Origin of the sequence: Providencia sp. PROV268 (assembly GCF_028477805.1) — a bacterium.
GTDB classification, from domain to species: Bacteria; Pseudomonadota; Gammaproteobacteria; order Enterobacterales; family Enterobacteriaceae; genus Providencia; species Providencia stuartii.
This window is the reverse complement of sequence record NZ_JAMPLW010000002.1, coordinates 43,073-60,326: the sequence shown is the minus strand read 5'-3', so window position 1 is coordinate 60,326 and position 17,254 is coordinate 43,073. Positions and strand designations below refer to the sequence as shown.

14 protein-coding genes are annotated in these 17,254 nt (G+C 42.7%); 5 read left to right on the top strand and 9 right to left on the bottom strand.

Going from position 1 to position 17,254, the window contains the following annotated elements; genetic code table 11:
• The first annotated feature begins 549 nt into the window (after positions 1-549).
• The 4 genes from PR699_RS02210 to prfH all read left to right on the top strand — a co-directional run bounded on the left by PR699_RS02210 (position 550) and on the right by prfH (position 5,760).
• Entirely contained in the window at positions 550-1,902 is a 1,353-nt protein-coding gene (locus PR699_RS02210) for an APC family permease (protein ID WP_014657292.1), read from the top strand.
• A gap of 104 nt (positions 1,903-2,006) precedes the next feature.
• A complete protein-coding gene (locus tag PR699_RS02205; protein ID WP_004915572.1) occupies positions 2,007-3,728 on the top strand; it encodes an amidohydrolase in 1,722 nt (573 codons plus the stop codon).
• 287 nt (positions 3,729-4,015) lie between these two features.
• Entirely contained in the window at positions 4,016-5,152 is a 1,137-nt protein-coding gene (locus PR699_RS02200) for an RNA ligase RtcB family protein (RefSeq protein ID WP_014657291.1), read from the top strand.
• On the top strand, positions 5,152-5,760 hold the full coding sequence (gene prfH / locus PR699_RS02195) for a peptide chain release factor H (RefSeq protein ID WP_036942627.1): 609 nt from the start codon (positions 5,152-5,154) through the stop codon (positions 5,758-5,760). Before PR699_RS02200 ends, prfH begins: the two co-directional genes overlap by 1 nt.
• 53 nt (positions 5,761-5,813) lie before the next feature.
• Here the strand turns inward: prfH and PR699_RS02190 are convergent, their stop codons facing one another.
• The 8 genes from PR699_RS02190 to PR699_RS02155 form a co-directional block, all read right to left on the bottom strand.
• Positions 5,814-6,398 carry a 2OG-Fe(II) oxygenase gene (locus PR699_RS02190; RefSeq protein ID WP_004915561.1) on the bottom strand — a complete coding sequence of 195 codons (585 nt, stop codon included), beginning with the start codon at positions 6,396-6,398 and terminating at the stop codon, positions 5,814-5,816.
• Between the two features lie 265 nt (positions 6,399-6,663).
• Positions 6,664-7,962 carry a hypothetical protein gene (locus PR699_RS02185; RefSeq protein WP_014657288.1) on the bottom strand — a complete coding sequence of 433 codons (1,299 nt, stop codon included), beginning with the start codon at positions 7,960-7,962 and terminating at the stop codon, positions 6,664-6,666.
• Between the two features lie 211 nt (positions 7,963-8,173).
• A complete protein-coding gene (uvrD, locus tag PR699_RS02180; RefSeq protein ID WP_004915554.1) occupies positions 8,174-10,345 on the bottom strand; it encodes a DNA helicase II in 2,172 nt (723 codons plus the stop codon).
• Between the two features lie 49 nt (positions 10,346-10,394).
• The gene (gene yigB, locus PR699_RS02175; RefSeq protein ID WP_004915551.1) at positions 10,395-11,111 is read right to left on the bottom strand and encodes a 5-amino-6-(5-phospho-D-ribitylamino)uracil phosphatase YigB; all 717 of its coding nucleotides are present in this window, start codon (positions 11,109-11,111) and stop codon (positions 10,395-10,397) included.
• A complete protein-coding gene (xerC, locus tag PR699_RS02170; protein ID WP_014657286.1) occupies positions 11,111-12,040 on the bottom strand; it encodes a tyrosine recombinase XerC in 930 nt (309 codons plus the stop codon). The genes yigB and xerC overlap by 1 nt, the downstream gene beginning before the upstream one ends.
• The gene (locus PR699_RS02165; protein WP_004915546.1) at positions 12,022-12,726 is read right to left on the bottom strand and encodes a DUF484 domain-containing protein; all 705 of its coding nucleotides are present in this window, start codon (positions 12,724-12,726) and stop codon (positions 12,022-12,024) included. Before PR699_RS02165 ends, xerC begins: the two co-directional genes overlap by 19 nt.
• A gap of 27 nt (positions 12,727-12,753) precedes the next feature.
• Positions 12,754-13,578, bottom strand: a complete 825-nt coding sequence (dapF, locus tag PR699_RS02160) for a diaminopimelate epimerase (RefSeq protein WP_014657285.1) — start codon at positions 13,576-13,578, stop codon at positions 12,754-12,756.
• A gap of 21 nt (positions 13,579-13,599) precedes the next feature.
• Positions 13,600-13,779, bottom strand: a complete 180-nt coding sequence (locus tag PR699_RS02155) for a lipoprotein (protein WP_004915541.1) — start codon at positions 13,777-13,779, stop codon at positions 13,600-13,602.
• A 276-nt stretch (positions 13,780-14,055) separates the two neighbouring features.
• On the opposite strand from PR699_RS02155, the gene cyaY reads away from it, so the two are divergent.
• Positions 14,056-14,373 carry an iron donor protein CyaY gene (cyaY, locus tag PR699_RS02150; RefSeq protein ID WP_004915539.1) on the top strand — a complete coding sequence of 106 codons (318 nt, stop codon included), beginning with the start codon at positions 14,056-14,058 and terminating at the stop codon, positions 14,371-14,373.
• Between the two features lie 7 nt (positions 14,374-14,380).
• Here the strand turns inward: cyaY and PR699_RS02145 are convergent, their stop codons facing one another.
• Entirely contained in the window at positions 14,381-16,951 is a 2,571-nt protein-coding gene (locus tag PR699_RS02145; protein WP_014657284.1) for a class I adenylate cyclase, read from the bottom strand.
• Positions 16,952-17,254 lie beyond the last annotated feature (303 nt).

Below are 17,254 nucleotides of genomic sequence, written 5' to 3'. Positions count from 1 at the left end.
CTAAATATATTAAAAAAAGCCCATTTATTATTAAAATAAGTCATAACTCTCGACAATATAAAACACTCACCTTTCAGTAGACCCCACTTTTACGAACAAAAGAAAAACCCATAGAATCAAAGTGTTGAATAAAAATCCAATAGGGTTGCGTTACGCTTAAAACAGGCTATTATTAAATTTATCTAAAATTAAATTCCGGTTTATCTCTAAATTAAAACCAACTCTTTGAAAAAAAGTCATTTTTTATTTTTTAATAATTAATCATTGCGTTAAAGGAACATCGACTCTATATTGTACGCCGCTTGTATTCACCCCAGCGGATGGTGATGGTCCGATTCATCACTGACGTTTCATTAAAGTGCGCACGATGACATGTAATTTATTTATGTCCTGGTGCGAGGTTTTCTGAAATTGAATACAGGTCCGCTCTAAAAAAATTTTTTAAATACAATAGTGTAGTCAGTTTATATGGCTGCATTTTAGGTTCACTCCGCCTGTGTATTCAGAAAGAGTTGATAGTTGTTAAGGGCTTTTGGGAAGGGCTTAAAAATGCAACAGAATACCGTTCAAATGAAACGTGTACTGACCACGCCTGCGCTCATTTTCTTTGGGCTGGCTTATATGGTGCCACTCGGGATTTTCACTACCTATGGACAAGTGACAGTATTAAGTGAAGGCCATTTGCCTATCGCTTATCTTGTGACATTGGCTGCCGTTCTCTTTACTGCCATGAGCTATTGCCGTATGACGAGTGCGCTACCTCTTTCGGGTTCCGCATACTCTTATGTGCAAAAAACATTTGGCGGAACATTGGGTTTCCTAGTCGGTTGGGCGCAATTACTCGATTATTTATTTTTGCCGATTATTAACTATATTGCGATTGGGATCTTCGTGCATGAAGCTTTCCCTAATATTCCAATGCCAGTCATTATCTGCACCACGATTGCCGTTGTCAGCATCATGAATATTTTAGGGATCAAACTCGTCTCTTCAATGAATATGCTGATTATTAGCATGCAAATTGTCTTTATCGCCGTATTCTTGTTCTTGAGCTTTAAGACTAATTTTGTGCTAGATACAGACGCACTACTCGCACCGATTACGCTAACGGCAGATCAAATGCCTGGATTATTCGCGGGTGCTGCCGTGCTATGTTTGGCCTTCTTAGGTTTCGATGCCATTTCAACCATGGCAGAAGAAACAAAAGATGCGCGTAGCACATTACCAAAAGCGATTATTTATACCGTTTTTATTGCGGGTGCGCTGTTTATCATCATCTCTTACAGCGCCCATTTGAGTTATCCATTATGGCAAGACTTTATTCCAAATACCGATATTGCTAGCCTCGCGGTCATGGAAAAAGTCGGCGGCGCAATGATGGCATCTAGCTTTATTACCGCTTATGTCATTGGTGTCTTTGCCTCTGCTATGACATCACAAGCCAGCATTGTGCGTATTTTCTATGCGATGGGGCGTGATGGCGTCTTGCCACGCTCAGTTTTTGCGTACCTGCATCCCAAACTGAATACCCCTGTGTATTCAATCATTTTTGTTGCCATCGCATCACTGCTTTCGCTGGTGCTTTCGCTCAGCATGGTAGCTTCAATGATTAGCTTCGGTGCACTGATTGCATTTACCTTTGTGAACTTGTCCGTGATTAAACACTTCTATATCGATCACAAAGAAGCGCTTGATGGTAAAAAATTTATCACTTGCCTGATTATGCCGTCGATTGGTGTCATACTCACCCTATGGTTATGGACAAGCCTAGATAAAGAGGCCTTTACTGTGGGCCTGTGCTGGCTAGCGGCTGGTGCATTTTATCTCACATTGCTCACACATGGTTTCAGACGTCGTCCACCCGCAATTTCGGACGATGAGACCAATATGATCATCAATTAGTACCTATACTTTAGTACACGTATGATAATAATGGGGATGCATAATTTCCCCATTATTTTTGTTCTTGCCCATACCGATAGGGCCCTGATAAAGACTGGTTAGAAATGAATAATAAAGTTGCAGATGTCATTTATTTCAACGGTTATATCTACACCGCAGACAAGCAAAACAGTGTTGTAGATGCCATTGCCGTACAAGATGGCTACATTATCGCAAGTGGTACTTCAGAGGAATTACACCAATACGTTGGGCCGGAAACTGAGAGTATCGATTTAGAAGGCAAAATGATGATGCCCGGCATCATCGATGGCCATATGCACCCATTTTGGGGTGGGATCCAGCTATTTGGCTGCCACCTCAACTACGAGTCGCTAACGATTGAGCAGATACTACAACGTGTCCAAGATCATTTAGATAAAGACCCGCGTACCGGGGAAAATGATTGGCTAAAAGTCACAGCTTGGCTACGCCAAGGTATGCTACCGGCAGGTATTGATATGTACCGCGAGGACATGGACAAACTGAAAACCAATCGCCCTGTGGTGCTGTTTTCCAATGACTGCCATACACTGCTAGCAAATAGCCGTGCTTTAGCATTGTTTGGTATCACCAAAGACACCCCTGAGCCACCCGATGGTAAAATTGGTAAACATGCTAACGGCGAACTAAATGGGATTTTAGAAGATGCACCGGCGATGCGTGCAGCAGACAGCATCCCATCAATTCGCGATGACCAAGCCATTGAAGTTGCTGAACTGGTACAAAAAGTGTTAAACCAGCAAGGTGTAACCACCGTAATGGATGCCCGTGTTTCTGAGCAGCAATTAGAAGCCTTTGCTGAACTACAACGTCGCGAAGAGCTGACCGTTCGCTTTCAAGCTGCTCGCGAGATCACGCCAGATGAAACTCCGGATGTCGCCTCAGTTGCAGCCGCTGTCGATAAAGCTGTCGCTTTCGCTAAAAAATGGCACCAAGCTGATTGGACGCCAGCGCCGGGGATCGGCCTGCGAAATATCAAAATGTTTGTCGATGGTGTGATGCAGTTCCCAACAATGACGGCTTCACTATTACAGCCTTATCGCATCAATATCGGCACCGATGAAGTTCCAAATTGGGTTGAAACAGATAACTATGGCGATTTGTATTTTACTGCTGAAATTCTTGATGAATTGATGGAAAAAATTGCGGCGGCAGGTTATGACCCACATCTACATACAGTCGGTGAAGGTGCCGTTTCTATTGTGCTTGATGCCATCGAAAAAATGCGTGCAGCCCATCCAGAAAAAGATATTCGCCCAGGCCTTGCTCACAATGAATTGGTTCATCCAAAAGATTATGAGCGATTTGCACGCCTCAAAACGATCGCTTGTCTTTCATTCCAGTGGGCTGCGCCAACCCCTGAATTAGCCGCTTTTGAGCGTAACATGCTCGGTGAAGAGCGTTTTGAACAATTAGAGCCTATCGCGAAGTTTATCGATGCGGGTGCTGTGGTCGCCTTTGGTAGTGACTGGCCGATTGATGATTTTGACGAATGGTATGATTTAAAAGTCGCAGCCACTCGCCGTGGACGTGATATCAATGGTAAACCAGCCCCTCGCTTGGATAATGACCGTGATATGACGGTCATTGAAGTCCTTCGTTCAGCCACGATTGACTCTGCCTATGCTCAACACAGAGAAGATGTGATTGGATCACTTGAAGTGGGTAAATTTGCAGACATGATCGTGCTCGATCGTAACGTATTTCAGATCCCAGCTGATGATATTGAAAATGTGAAGGTATTACGTACGATTATTGGCGGTAAGACCGTCCATATCGCGCAGTAACTTGATATTTCAGCCCAATAATTAAACGGCTTACCGTCTTCTGTAAGCCGTTCTACAAAGCGTAAACAATTCTTAATCAGCAACACTCTTGTGAAAACCGCTTGCAATCCCCCATCCCTGTCGTTATTATCCGCTCGTTTTTTACCATCTCACACACTGCAAGGAGGAACATCATGACGACAATTCATCACACTCTTTGCGGGCGTACTCAGAAATAGTCTCTCTATCTCTCCAGTTCTTGCCTGCTAAATCACCTTATTTTTTCCTTAAAAATGAGTTAATGACTTATGGGCAATATTATTCATTCTGTCAGCGAACACGTCAGTTATATCGCGACAGAAAATACTTGGATTGAAAGTAAAGCAATCCAACAGTTACAAACAACCGCAGCGCTCCCTAATATGGTTTCCGTGGTAGGCATGCCAGATCTACATCCTGGTCGTGGTTACCCAATTGGTGCGGCATTTTTCTCAACACAACGTTTCTATCCTGCATTGGTCGGTAATGATATTGGCTGTGGAATGAGTTTATTTCAGACCGATATCAAGACCACGAAGTTAAACTTGGATAAGTTTGAAAAACAGTTATCCACAATGCCGGATAGCGCCCCCTTAGAATGGCTCGATGAGCATGTTCCTCATGAAATGAAATCCCATCATTTTATGTCCTCACTCGGCTCGATTGGCGGCGGTAATCACTTTGCTGAATTTCAAATCATCGACAAAATATTTAACGATGAGTCGATTGCACAAAGCGGTTTAAATAAAAAGTGTGCATTACTGCTTGTGCACAGTGGATCCCGAGGATTAGGGCAATCCATATTACGTCAACATGTTGAAAATCATAGCCATAATGGCCTTGAAGAGCATTCAAATGACGCGAAAGCCTATTTAGAAGCTCACCAACATGCATTATCTTTTGCCGAACTAAACCGCCAATTAATTGGCTTACGCATGTTGCAGCAGGTCAAGGCAAAGGGGGAAATGGCTCTTGATGTTAATCATAACTTGGTTGAACCTTGCACGATTAACGGCATACAAGGTTGGCTCCATCGCAAGGGAGCAACCCCTTCTGACAAAGGCATGGTCATTATTCCTGGGTCACGTGGCGATTTCAGTTATTTAGTTCTGCCTCAGGCAAGTGAGGTGAGCTTAAATTCACTGGCTCACGGTGCTGGCCGCAAATGGATGCGTACTGAGTGTAAGGGGCGGTTGTCTCACCGCTATACTCCATTACAGCTATCGCGTACTGCATTAGGTAGCCGAGTCATCTGTGCTAATAAACAATTGATCTATGAGGAAGCTCCACAATCCTATAAGTCGATTGAAACCGTGATTGAAAGTATGGTGGGAGCAGGGTTAATTGAGGTTATCGCACGTTTACGCCCCTTACTCACCTACAAAACCAGTGGGGAGTGTGCATAATGTTATTACAATTTTCTTCTGCACAAGGCCCCGAGGAGTGCTGTATCGCTGTTGAAAAAGCACTGGCTTGCTTTTTTATTGAGGCTAAAAAACGTGAAGTCATGGTCAATACGCTCGAAACGGTTGCATCAAAACATGGCTTAAAATCTGCTTTGGTCGCTTTAGAAGGGCATGGTGCTGAGGAGCTAGCTCAGTTATGGTCTGGGACAATACAGTGGCAATGTCAAAGCCCCTTAAGGCCAAAACATAAACGGAAAAATTGGTTTATTAATGTGATCCGCTTTTCGCCGATTCAAACCATTGAAGAGAGTGATATCGAGTTTGAATTTATAAAAGCTCAAGGTCCTGGCGGGCAGCATGTTAATAAAACCTGCTCCGCGGTAAGAGCAAAACATCTTGCAACAGGGATCAGTGTCAAAGTGCAATCTGAACGTAGTCAGCATGCCAATAAAAAATTAGCTAAGCAGCTTATTTATTGGCGCTTAAATGAATACCAAGATCTGCAAGCATCGGCATTAAATAAACAACGACATAATGCGCATTATCAAATAGAAAGAGGAAATGCGAACATTATCTTTTCTGGACAAGCATTTAAACGAATTAATTAATTCATTTACAGCCCACCTCCGTAAGGAGGTGGCATTCATTGGATAGATAAAGCTTAAAGTATTTTTTCCGTCAAAAACCATCCGGCAATACTTTCACGCTTTTGTTGGGTAGGTAACACTTCATGAGGGAACTCTTCAGACATAAATACAATCATCCGACCGGCTAAAGGGTCAAGCTGAAATAGCTTATTATCCTGCTGATCATACACGACCAATTCACCCCCATCCCCAGATTTCCATGCTTCGTTCATATAAAGCACAGTCGTCACCTTACGCCGCCCTTGCCCTTGGAAATTATCCACATGCTTTTTATAAAATGCCCCATTAGGATAACGGCAAAAATGGGTTTCAAAATCACGCAATCCCATATAGCACGAGCGATTTAGCGCTTGGCGGATTTCATCCATCTTCGCCATATAACTGGCGATAGGCTCGCCCATTTCAGACTCTAGCCAAATTGTCTGATCACCGCGAATGGCTTTATTGCCATGCAGTGACTCACCGTTACCTATGCGCGCATCATGCAGATTATCAGGAATACAGCCCTTAATAGCCTCTATTTCTGACAGGTTCAAAAAATCATCCCACACATACCAACCCTGTGTAGAAAGAGAATCAATTAGATTATTCAATGACATGATAAATATTAGAAAGGTTATTCGGTATGATTTTATACTTCACTGTGTGGAAAATTTAAAATTAAAAACTTAAATCTTAAAGATTAAACTCTCGAATCAAAGTAACCTACCACAAGATAACGATTTTAAATTAGTGAACCATTTGAAAAACAACGATATTACAAACAAACCCCAAGAGTGCTCACCACTAGGATGAGCACGCCCTAATGAAACCAATGACAATTAACCTATTTTACGCCCTAGTCGAACGCTAAGGCCTCAACCATCAACACGTTCCATGCCCACAAAATGCGGTTTTCCCCATACAAAATTTTAGTGCGGCTGATGCACCCTCTCTATTGTCCTTCGTTGCATACGTAAAACAACTCATAGCTTCTGGGGCTTTTTCAAAACTTGAGATTTGCTCACTCAATAGTTGAGAGGACGATGAAATAAGTTTTGACTCCACCATTTTCTGGTCATCGCGATAGGCGGTAAGCAGTGCAATACGGGAAGATAAATATTGTTCGCTAATATTTGCTAACTGCTCTTGCTGAGCTTTTAATAACGAGTACACCGAATTCACTTCTCGATGGAACTTCTTAATATAAGCCTTAGTTGCATTATCCATAAAATCATGGATGGCAACATTAGTCTCTTTGAGTTCATTTAATTTATTCGAAATATAATTATTATTTTTTAACTCATTTAAACTATCAATATAGTTTTGTAGCTCGGCAGAACCCATTGTTAAATACGCATTGTCATCACGGCTTATATTAAGCGCATTTATAACGTTACTGTAGTGATTATTGAGTATTTCGATATTATTTTTCTGTGTCTGAATCGCAATTTTCGTTGCATTACCTACAGAGAGAAGTAACTCTTTATTTAAACCCGTCTGTTTTGATGCGCCTCTCGCAGACCATGCTGTTAATTTACGCGATAGCGCTTCTATTTTGTTAATTTTTGAATTCGCCCCTTTAAAAGCATGTTTAATATCTGAAAGCGCCTTATCACACAATTTGGTTTGCCTTCTATAAGCATCAAGGTAATCCAACGTCGTCACCTTTAGTGCAACCTGTACGCTCTCTAAGAACGGGCTATTTACTGGCGTCTTCTCTAATGATGATGGACTGTTGCTGCTTAACGAGGAAACGCGTTTATCCAATTCAGTGAATCTATCCATTGTTTGCCCGATTGCATGACGTGCCGTAAAGCGCAATTCACTCATTACCGACTCAGGAAACTCAAGATCAAATTTGATCACGCCATGACTAAAAGCCCCAGGGAAAGGCTGTTTACCCCGTTCAAAAGCACGTAATGATGAGCTGTAATTGGATAACTGTTTTAATATTATTTTATTGGCTTTTTCAATATGATAAATAGCGCTATGAATCCATTGTATTAGTTGTTGGTTTCTTTTATATTGTGCTACATATGGGCTCGTAGTTAGATGATTTATTTCTGTTTCTAATACTCTTAATACAGATTGATTATCACCGATAAATTGATCATAATCCTTTTTAATTGCATTAAACTTATTTTTATAATTAGTTATATCATCTCTATTTACAAAATCCATTTTTTTTCCCTTAGTTTTAAATAAACGTACTAGCTGATAGCAATACGGAGCGTTAAAAATATATAACTGAGAGGAGAACAAAACAAATTTTAATTTTATATACGTTAATTAAAACCACATAAAGCTATTAATTAATTCGTTTATAATAAAAGTGAAAACTATAAAAATGCCAATTCTAATAGCGAAATTAGAATTGGCATTTATCAATAAACTATAAATTTTCTAACCGTGCATACGATGCAACCAGCCATTTGATCCCTTGCCCTTGAAAAGCAATTTGCAGTCGACAATGCTCACCACTGCCTTCCAAGTTAATAATTGTGCCTTCACCAAATTTCGGATGGCGAACACGTTGCCCCAACGCATACCCTGAATCATTTCGAGTAACGGGTGTGCCAAGGCGTTGGTGATTAACAGGGCGTGATACGGTTGCACGTAAACGCACTTCTTCAACACATTCCGTCGGTAATTCCGCAATAAAACGTGACGGACGGTGATAGACCTCTTTCCCATATAAACGGCGGCTTTCTGCATAAGTTATCGTCAACTTTTGCATAGCTCGAGTGATCCCCACATAAGCCAAACGCCGCTCTTCTTCCAAACGCCCACTTTCATCCATCGACATTTGGCTTGGGAACATTCCTTCTTCCATGCCCACGATAAATACATTCGGGAATTCCAAACCTTTAGCCGAGTGAAGCGTCATCAGTTGGACTGCATCTTGATGAATATCCGCTTGCCCATCTCCCGATTCGAGCGCTGCGTGAGATAAGAAAGCCTGCAATGGCATCAGATCCTGATCTTCATCTTGATAGCTAAAGTCGCGCGTTGCGTTGACTAACTCTTCCAAGTTTTCGATACGCGCTTGTGCTTTTTCCCCTTTTTCTTGCTCATACATTGCACGTAAGCCAGAGTCATTGATCACTCTATCCGTTTGTACATGCAGTGGCATCTCTTGCGTTTCTTTCGCAAGTGCATCCACTAATTCCAAGAAACGTTCAATCGCTGCCGCCGCTCGCCCACCGAGGACTTGCTCACGCAATAAATATTCACAACTTTCCCAGAGTGTCAGTTGTTGATCACGCGCGGTTTGCCGTACCGTATCCAGCGTCCGCTCACCAATGCCCCGCGTCGGTGTATTCACGACTCGTTCAAACGACGCATCATCATTGCGGTTAGCAATAAGCCTTAAATAAGAGAGGGCATCTTTGATTTCTTGGCGTTCGAAGAAACGCTGACCACCATATATACGATATGGCATCGCGCTTTGAATAAGGGCTTCTTCCAGTACACGCGACTGAGCATTACTACGGTATAGCATGGCACAATCTTGCAAAGCTCCCCCATTTTCTTGCCACTGTTTAATACGACTGACAATATAACGTGCTTCATCTAATTCATTGAAAGCACAATAGAGAGAGATTGGCTCGCCATCACCGCCTTCCGTCCATAAATTTTTCCCTAATCGATCACTATTATGTGCGATCAATGCGTTAGCGGCTTTCAGAATATTATTCGTCGAACGATAATTTTGCTCAAGACGGATAGTTTCGGCACCGGGAAAATCATTCAAAAAACGCTGAATATTCTCCACTTGTGCACCACGCCAGCCATAAATGGACTGATCATCATCGCCGACGATCATCACTTTACCCGTGTCACCCGCTAACACTCGGATCCACGCATATTGGATACTGTTAGTATCTTGGAATTCGTCGACTAAAATATTGGTGAAGCGTTCGCGATAATGTTGTAGCACATGAGGTTTGTTCAGCCACAGTTCATGGGCGCGTAACAGGAGCTCAGCAAAATCCACTAGCCCCGCACGATCACAAGCTTCTTGATAGGCTTGATATACTTTCAGCCAAGTGCTTTCAACCGGATTACCATAGCACTCAATATGTTGAGGCCGTAGCCCCTCATCTTTTTTGCCGTTGATATACCACATGCCCTGACGGGGTGGCCACTGCTTTTCATCAAGGTTCATCGCTTTTAGCAAACGGCGAATTAACCGATACTGGTCATCACTATCTAAAATTTGAAAATCTTGTGGTAGGCCAGCATCCAGATAATGTTGGCGTAGAAGGCGATGTGCTAAACCATGGAACGTTCCTATCCACATGCCACCTTCACTTGAGCCAATCAATTGATTAATACGGTGGCGCATTTCTGCCGCCGCTTTGTTGGTAAAGGTCACCGCCATAATCGAAAATGGCGATGCATGCTCAACCGCCATTAACCAAGCAATCCGATGTACTAACACACGCGTTTTACCACTACCCGCTCCCGCAAGTACTAATAAGTTAGTGCGTGGTGCAGCAACCGCTTCACGCTGTTTGTCGTTAAGGCCTTCGAGCAGATAAGAAACGTCCATAATTACCATCAAAGCAGAACAGTGGCGATGACCACTGTGTTTTTATACAGAAAAATGATTATACCAGTGACAATAGAGAAGCCAACTGAGAAATTTCAACATGCGGCAATAAGCGGACATCTTTTTCTTCCATCAGCGTCTTATTGTCGACATTGATCCAACAAGCTTGCATACCACTGCGGATCGCACCTTCGACATCAGTCAGCAAATTATCGCCAACATGCAAAATGGCATGAGGCTCCAGTGCTAACTTTTGAGCGGCTAACCGATACATATCACAATAGGGTTTCGAGCGCCCATCCGGGCCAGCTTTTAATACAAACTGAAAATATTGCCCTAATCCACACGCATCAGGCTCTGCATTACCGTTAGTAATTGCTACCAATGGCAATTTTTTGGCTAACTGAGTGAGTGTTTGGTGAGTGGATTCAGGAACATCGATTTGATTACGCCAATAAGTAAAATGAGCCATGAGGTCATCCGCCCCTTTTTGCGCGTCTTCACGGCTGTACCCATAGTGGCAAAACATCATTTTCGATGATAACCAACGCCAACGCGTGATGTCATGGCAAATATCAGGCTCTTGCTTCGCCACAATATTGCGAAAAGTGTATAAGTCATCATGGGTAAAATGATTAAACTGCGCATCATATTCACGGACAAAACGTAACACTTCTTCTTCCGTTTTATCAATGACCGGATGGTTGTCATACAATGTATCATCTAAGTCAAACGTAATGGCCTGAATAGGTGATAACGGACGGTAAAAATGCATTAAGGTTTCTCCCTTTTTGCTCTGGGATGAGCCACATCATAAACATTAGCCAGATGCTGGAAATCTAGGTGTGTGTAGATTTGTGTCGTCGATAAATTTGCATGACCGAGCAATTCTTGCACACCGCGTAAATTACCACTTGATTCAAGGATATGTGTTGCAAATGAGTGACGCAATTTATGAGGGTTAATGTGGCTATTAACCCCTTGTTTGATCCCCCATTGCTCAAAGCGTTTTTGAACATTACGGTTAGATATGCGTTTACCACTCTTTGTGGAGATAAAAACGGCACCATCTTCCGGCTCGTACAGCTCTCGCATTTCTAACCAACGCTTTAACCAGCTCACTGCGGTTTTGCCTAATGGGATCTTACGCTCTTTACTCCCTTTCCCCATCACTCTAACCTCACCCATCGCGAGGTCTAAATGACGAACATCTAACCCAACCAATTCAGATAAACGTAACCCCGCACCATACATCACTTCTAACATTGTCCTATCACGGACCACCAGCGGGTCGCCGCTTTCCATGCTCAGCAACTTTGAAACTTCATCCACATCCATATTTTTGGGTAAACGTTTTTTGGCCTTTGGTGCATGGACGGCAGTCACTGGATTTGCAGAAAGCTTATCTTGTTGCACCATCCAATCACAGAAACTCCGCAATGCCGATAAACGTAATGCCATACTGGCAGCTTGTAAGCCTTTACGACGACTTTTTGCTGCCACGTTGCGCGCTTTCGTGGCATCTAATTGCCGCCATTCGCTGACGTTCATTTCATTTAGCATCTCTACCACCACCGTGAGTTGACGGCGATAATTGGTGATAGTGACAGGGCTGAGCCTACGCTCAATTTGTAAATAACGTAAAAATGCTTCGACTTGGTTCATCAGCCCTTGTGGCTGGGGGGTTATAGGCGCTCTATCCATCGGCAAAGTAACCTCGGTAGAATTTGAGCCACTTTCTCTAACATAACCGTTCCCATACCCTGTTGATAGTGATCTCGGTCGCGACTCGTAAATATCACCATGCCAGACTCCCCATGATGACCAAATAGTGAGATAGCCACTGACGCCACATTCATGGCATCAGGCAGTAAAAGTTGTATTTCAGGGCCGTTTAAATGGCCTAAATAGTGGGTCTTATCACCGAAACGCTGAATACGAATCGACTCAAATGCACGTCGAGACACGACAAGTGCTTGGGCATCAAGCGGAGCAGATAGCCGCCAGCAATCACTAAATAGACGCACAGATGCCCCGGATAGACCTAATTTTTTCGCCCAGCGATTCAAACTGTTTAACATGTCACTCAGGCTCTGCGCCATTGACATCTCAATCACTAAATACAGCAATTCATCAAATAGTTGACCGTTTTCATGAGCCTGTTCAACCATGAAACAGATATCTTGTTCGAGTTGTTTGATTTTCAAACGTTGACGGTTCATGACGGCTTCAGGGAGCGAAATGGCTCCCTGAATAGCATGTGGGATTGTAAGCTGTTCAATAAGCGAGGCATTACGGATAAAGAAATCTGGCTGTTCCTGTAAGTAACGCACCACTTGGCTATCATCAATTTGATAAGGGCTGTCTAGTGCTACTTCCGGTTTATCCATTATAACCTCTTGATAATTGAATAAAGCTTAGAGCTGGATCACACCATCATAAACATGACTGGCAGGGCCTGTCATATATAACGGAGTGCCTGGACCATTCCAACTTATGTCGAGTGAGCCACCCGGTAAATCAACTTTTACCTGATTAGCCAGTAACCCTTGCTGAATGCCAATCGCGACCGCCGCACATGCACCACTGCCACAGGCTTGTGTTTCGCCGGCACCACGTTCAAACACCCGCAAACGGATATGGTGAGCACTGACGATTTCCATAAAACCAACATTGGTTCGCTCAGGGAAACGTTCATGGCTCTCCAATACAGGGCCTAAAATTTCCACTTCCGCCGTTTTGACGCTTTCAACTTGGATCACACAATGGGGATTGCCCATTGAAACAACACCACATAACACTGTACGTTCTAAAGCGCGAATAATATAGGTCTTTTCCGCTTTGATGGCGCGAAACGGTACTTTCTGAGGCTCAAACTCCGGCTCTCCCATGTTCACGCAAACATCGTCATTTTCATTGATTGTCAATACCATACGTCCAGATTGGGTACTGACCTTAATCTTTTGTTTATTTGTTAGCCCTTTCAAACGCACAAAACGAGCAAAACAGCGGGCGCCATTCCCACATTGTGCGACTTCACTGCCATCTGCATTAAAAATGCGGTAATGGAAGTCTAAATCAGGATCATAAGGCGCCTCAACTAACAGTAATTGGTCAAAACCAACCCCAGTATGTCTATCAGCAAGACGGCTAATCAACTCAGGAGAAAAGTAAACATTCTGAGTGACACCATCAACAACCATGAAGTCATTACCTAAGCCATGCATTTTAGAAAATTGCATATTCCGCTCCATCGCAGCAGCTTATTGTTGGTTTGAGGTCGACACTCGCGAATCTGCCGCTGTGCTATTTTGTGTTTCATCAGATGATTGTGATGATGTCGCCTTATCTTCTGGTGGGAAATAAAGAGGGCCTTTTAAGCCACAACCAGAAAGAGTGAACAAAATAATAAGCGCAGAGAGTCCAACTAAACTTTTTTTCATTATATTTCGCCTGTAAAACTAACTTGTGACGTCTGAATAAGGTAACAGATTAACAGGGCTGCCTTTGCAAATCACTATTGTTCATCAATTGAGTCGTGATTTTGTTCCCCATCCACAATAGCATAATGCTTAAAAGGGGAGCCACCAACAAATGTTTTAACTGCCATCATGGAAAATCAGAGGGTACCGGTACATTTCTACCGTCAATTGACCCCCATTGATGTTCACACCTATAATTTCCACTAGCGAATGATTTAAACAAATAGGGAACTAACCGTGAATGATAGTGAATTTCACCAACTTGCCGACCAAATGATGGCTTCAATCGAAGAGCATTTGGATAATTATGACGGCGATGCGGATATCGATTGTGAAACGAATGGTGGCGTAATGACGCTCAGTTTTGAAGATGGCAGCAAAATCATCATCAACCGACAAGAACCTTTCCACCAAATTTGGCTCGCCACGAAACAGGGGGGCTATCACTACGATTATAAAGATAACGACTGGGTATGCGACCGTTCAGGCCAACGTTTTACAGATATGCTTGCACAGGCGATTGCTACACAAAGTGGTGAACCTTTCGCATTTTAAAGGCTCATTAATAGTAGTGTGCGCGATGATGAGGTGATGACTCAAAATGCTCTGAGTGTGTCATCTCATCTTTTTCGATATCGAAGGGCCAAGAGCCTCCCGAAAAGGGGATAACTTGGCTTTTGCCTTGATGGTTTACGATTTGATAAAACTGTGGCAGGTTAAAATTAATAAAGCTTGCACCGTATGTGAAGCGATCATGAGATGAGGAGTAGAAGCGGCTCACATCACGCACCAACTCTTCTTTAGAGCCTTCACAATGTGAGTAGATCTCAACACGGTTGGCTTCATCCAACACATAAATATTAAACCCTGTGTTATCCGCTGTATTCTCAAAGAAAAACTGTACGATCCCTTCACTTGCATAACCATCGACAACCGCTGGTAAATGGTTGTTCTCTTTCGCATTGAGTTTTACTGGCCAACCATGGAGTTTGTTATGCGAAATAGCACCATAAAACTCCACCGCATTTTCGAGCTTCTGAACAGAGACGTTTAAGCGTTCAAAGAACAAGCCCCATGTCTGTCCGGCAATGCGCAGGGCTTTAAAACGCCCCGGATCATTACGGTTACTTGATAAACGCAAATCAATACACTCTGACACCAATTGCTGCACACGCGTTCTGACTAACCCACGCAAATGCTCACTGTAGCAGAACACCTCTACAGCGTCTGGTGGCGCGGCATCTTGGTGCATCTTACCTAAAATGGTTTTAAGTGCTTCTAACATACACTGCTCGCCACTAAAGTGAAGCGTTCTCACCTCATTCCATGAGTTACGATACAGCAAATCAATACTGCCGATAAGACAACGCTGCTCTTGACCAAAGCTAAAGACATCTAATTTTCTAAAATCAAAATGCACAACTTGATTCGAATAAACTTGGGTGGGGTCTTGCTCTAAATTGACAATGATAGCCAAATGGCGAATCTCACAGGGGCTATATAATGCTTTGGGCGTCGGTGCTGGTAGGCGTATCGGGAAGTGCCCTGATACGTCATGCATCAATTCCAATAATTTCTTCTCATCACACTGAGATTGCCCATGATGCATATACACCTGAGTATTTTCGGTCAATAACCCATTAAAATAAGCCCATGCGACGAGTTTATTTAAATAACGGTTATATTCGAGCGGCTGATGACCAATAATGGTTTCAATATACGGAGCTTGGTTATATAAGTACCAACCACTACGATTCGCACGACCCGGCGGAACATAAATAAATGTGAGGTGTTGCTCACTAAGATCCGGTGATATTTGTGGGTTCACTAACGTCACTTTACCCGGTAGCGCTTCAAACGCTGCGTATAACTTACGCGTCAATACGCCAATATCTTGTGGGCTAGCACTGACGCTTAAATTATTACGACGCGCAAAACGGATTAAATTACGATAGCTTTGCATCATCGTATCGAGCAATTGATTGTGTGCTTCACGAACTCGTTCAATTTTCCATTGACTACGCGAATCTAACATCGCTAAGCGTTCAGCACCCCATCCCCATGATTCAACTAACTGAGATAGCACATCGCGTCGCCAGCCAGAGCATTCATTTTCTGTATCTTTAGATAATTTTTCACAGACTTTGAGGTAGAAACAGCGGCGGATTAAATCAAGACGGGTGGTATCATTTATTTCAATTAAATAACGGGTGACACGTTCTAACATCAAACAATACGAGTCTAGACCGTAACAAACTATCTCACCCGCATGAAGATGACGTTTAAATTCTAATGCCAATAACTTACCTTTTGGGTAATCCCACGAATAAGACTCAAGAAGTAAACTTTTTAAGACGGCTTTATAAGGGGAATCGACACTCTTATATAATTGCCATAAGCTAGCCCCGAAATATTCGGCCGCTGACAACTCCCCTAACCCACCGAGATCGAGCCATTCATTTGGCGTCAATACACCTTGTGCATAAAGCGCCATAACATATTCATCGTAATGATGCTCTTCTTCAACCGGCACCATAGTCCATAACAATCTTTTACCTGCCATACGTACTGCGGTGCGGTAAAATTCATCCAGCAATAAAATATGTTGTGTTGAACCACAATCTTCCCCACCGATATGCCCGCTAGCATGATGGCGAAAACGGTTTTCATCGATTAAGAAGACTGTCACATCAATGCCTAAAGAAGCTGCCCACTGCTCGATTAAGGTACATTTTTTTTGTAGTAGGCGTTTCTCTTCGTTATCTAACCATGAGGGATGGCAGACCCAGATATCAATATCGGAGCATTGGCTTTGACCGACTGAGGAGGTGCTACCCATCGAGTAAATTCCCGTTATCGGTAATTCACCATTCGCTTTTTCTGCGTTGGGAAGATACTTGCCAAATTGGGATAACCAAAGTTTTTGGTCATTGTCGGGGGTGAAGAAGCAAACGCCATAAGGGACATTCCCTTCGATATAACCCGGTATCATAGGGTGATGATAATGAAACAAGACAGGCAGCAGGCTGTAAACCTTACAAAAGGTTTCATCCATTGACGCTGTCGCGCGATCTAACCGAAGTTGGTTTATCGCATCAAGTCTCTGCTTTAAAGTTTCAATATAGAGATACAAGGGATACGCCTGGCTGAATGAACTTAACAACAAATCTGGGTAAAACCCAGCACCCAACAGATAGAAATATATTTAAAATTTTTTTCAAATGAATTGTCGGAAACGTGATCAATTTAACACCTTGCAGCAAAAGGGTAAAGTAGATCACATAATTTTATCTGTGTATTTTTGATACAAATTAATTTTCAACATATTGTATAAAAAGGCTTTTTATTTTTTATAACCCCCGAATATCCCTTGTTTATCAATGGAATAATAACAAATTGTTCGTTCGTTCAAAAAACATACATCCAGCGCCTATTT

Bases quoted from the DNA above. Each gene is read 5' to 3' on its own strand.
- PR699_RS02210 (WP_014657292.1), top strand. From the start codon at position 550: ATGCAACAGAATACCGTTCAAATGAAACGTGTACTGACCACGCCTGCG.
- PR699_RS02205 (WP_004915572.1), top strand. From the start codon at position 2,007: ATGAATAATAAAGTTGCAGATGTCATTTATTTCAACGGTTATATCTAC.
- PR699_RS02200 (WP_014657291.1), top strand. From the start codon at position 4,016: ATGGGCAATATTATTCATTCTGTCAGCGAACACGTCAGTTATATCGCG.
- prfH (WP_036942627.1), top strand. From the start codon at position 5,152: ATGTTATTACAATTTTCTTCTGCACAAGGCCCCGAGGAGTGCTGTATC.
- PR699_RS02190 (WP_004915561.1), bottom strand. From the start codon at position 6,398: ATGTCATTGAATAATCTAATTGATTCTCTTTCTACACAGGGTTGGTAT.
- PR699_RS02185 (WP_014657288.1), bottom strand. From the start codon at position 7,962: ATGGATTTTGTAAATAGAGATGATATAACTAATTATAAAAATAAGTTT.
- uvrD (WP_004915554.1), bottom strand. From the start codon at position 10,345: ATGGTAATTATGGACGTTTCTTATCTGCTCGAAGGCCTTAACGACAAA.
- yigB (WP_004915551.1), bottom strand. From the start codon at position 11,111: ATGCATTTTTACCGTCCGTTATCACCTATTCAGGCCATTACGTTTGAC.
- xerC (WP_014657286.1), bottom strand. From the start codon at position 12,040: ATGGATAGAGCGCCTATAACCCCCCAGCCACAAGGGCTGATGAACCAA.
- PR699_RS02165 (WP_004915546.1), bottom strand. From the start codon at position 12,726: ATGGATAAACCGGAAGTAGCACTAGACAGCCCTTATCAAATTGATGAT.
- dapF (WP_014657285.1), bottom strand. From the start codon at position 13,578: ATGCAATTTTCTAAAATGCATGGCTTAGGTAATGACTTCATGGTTGTT.
- PR699_RS02155 (WP_004915541.1), bottom strand. From the start codon at position 13,779: ATGAAAAAAAGTTTAGTTGGACTCTCTGCGCTTATTATTTTGTTCACT.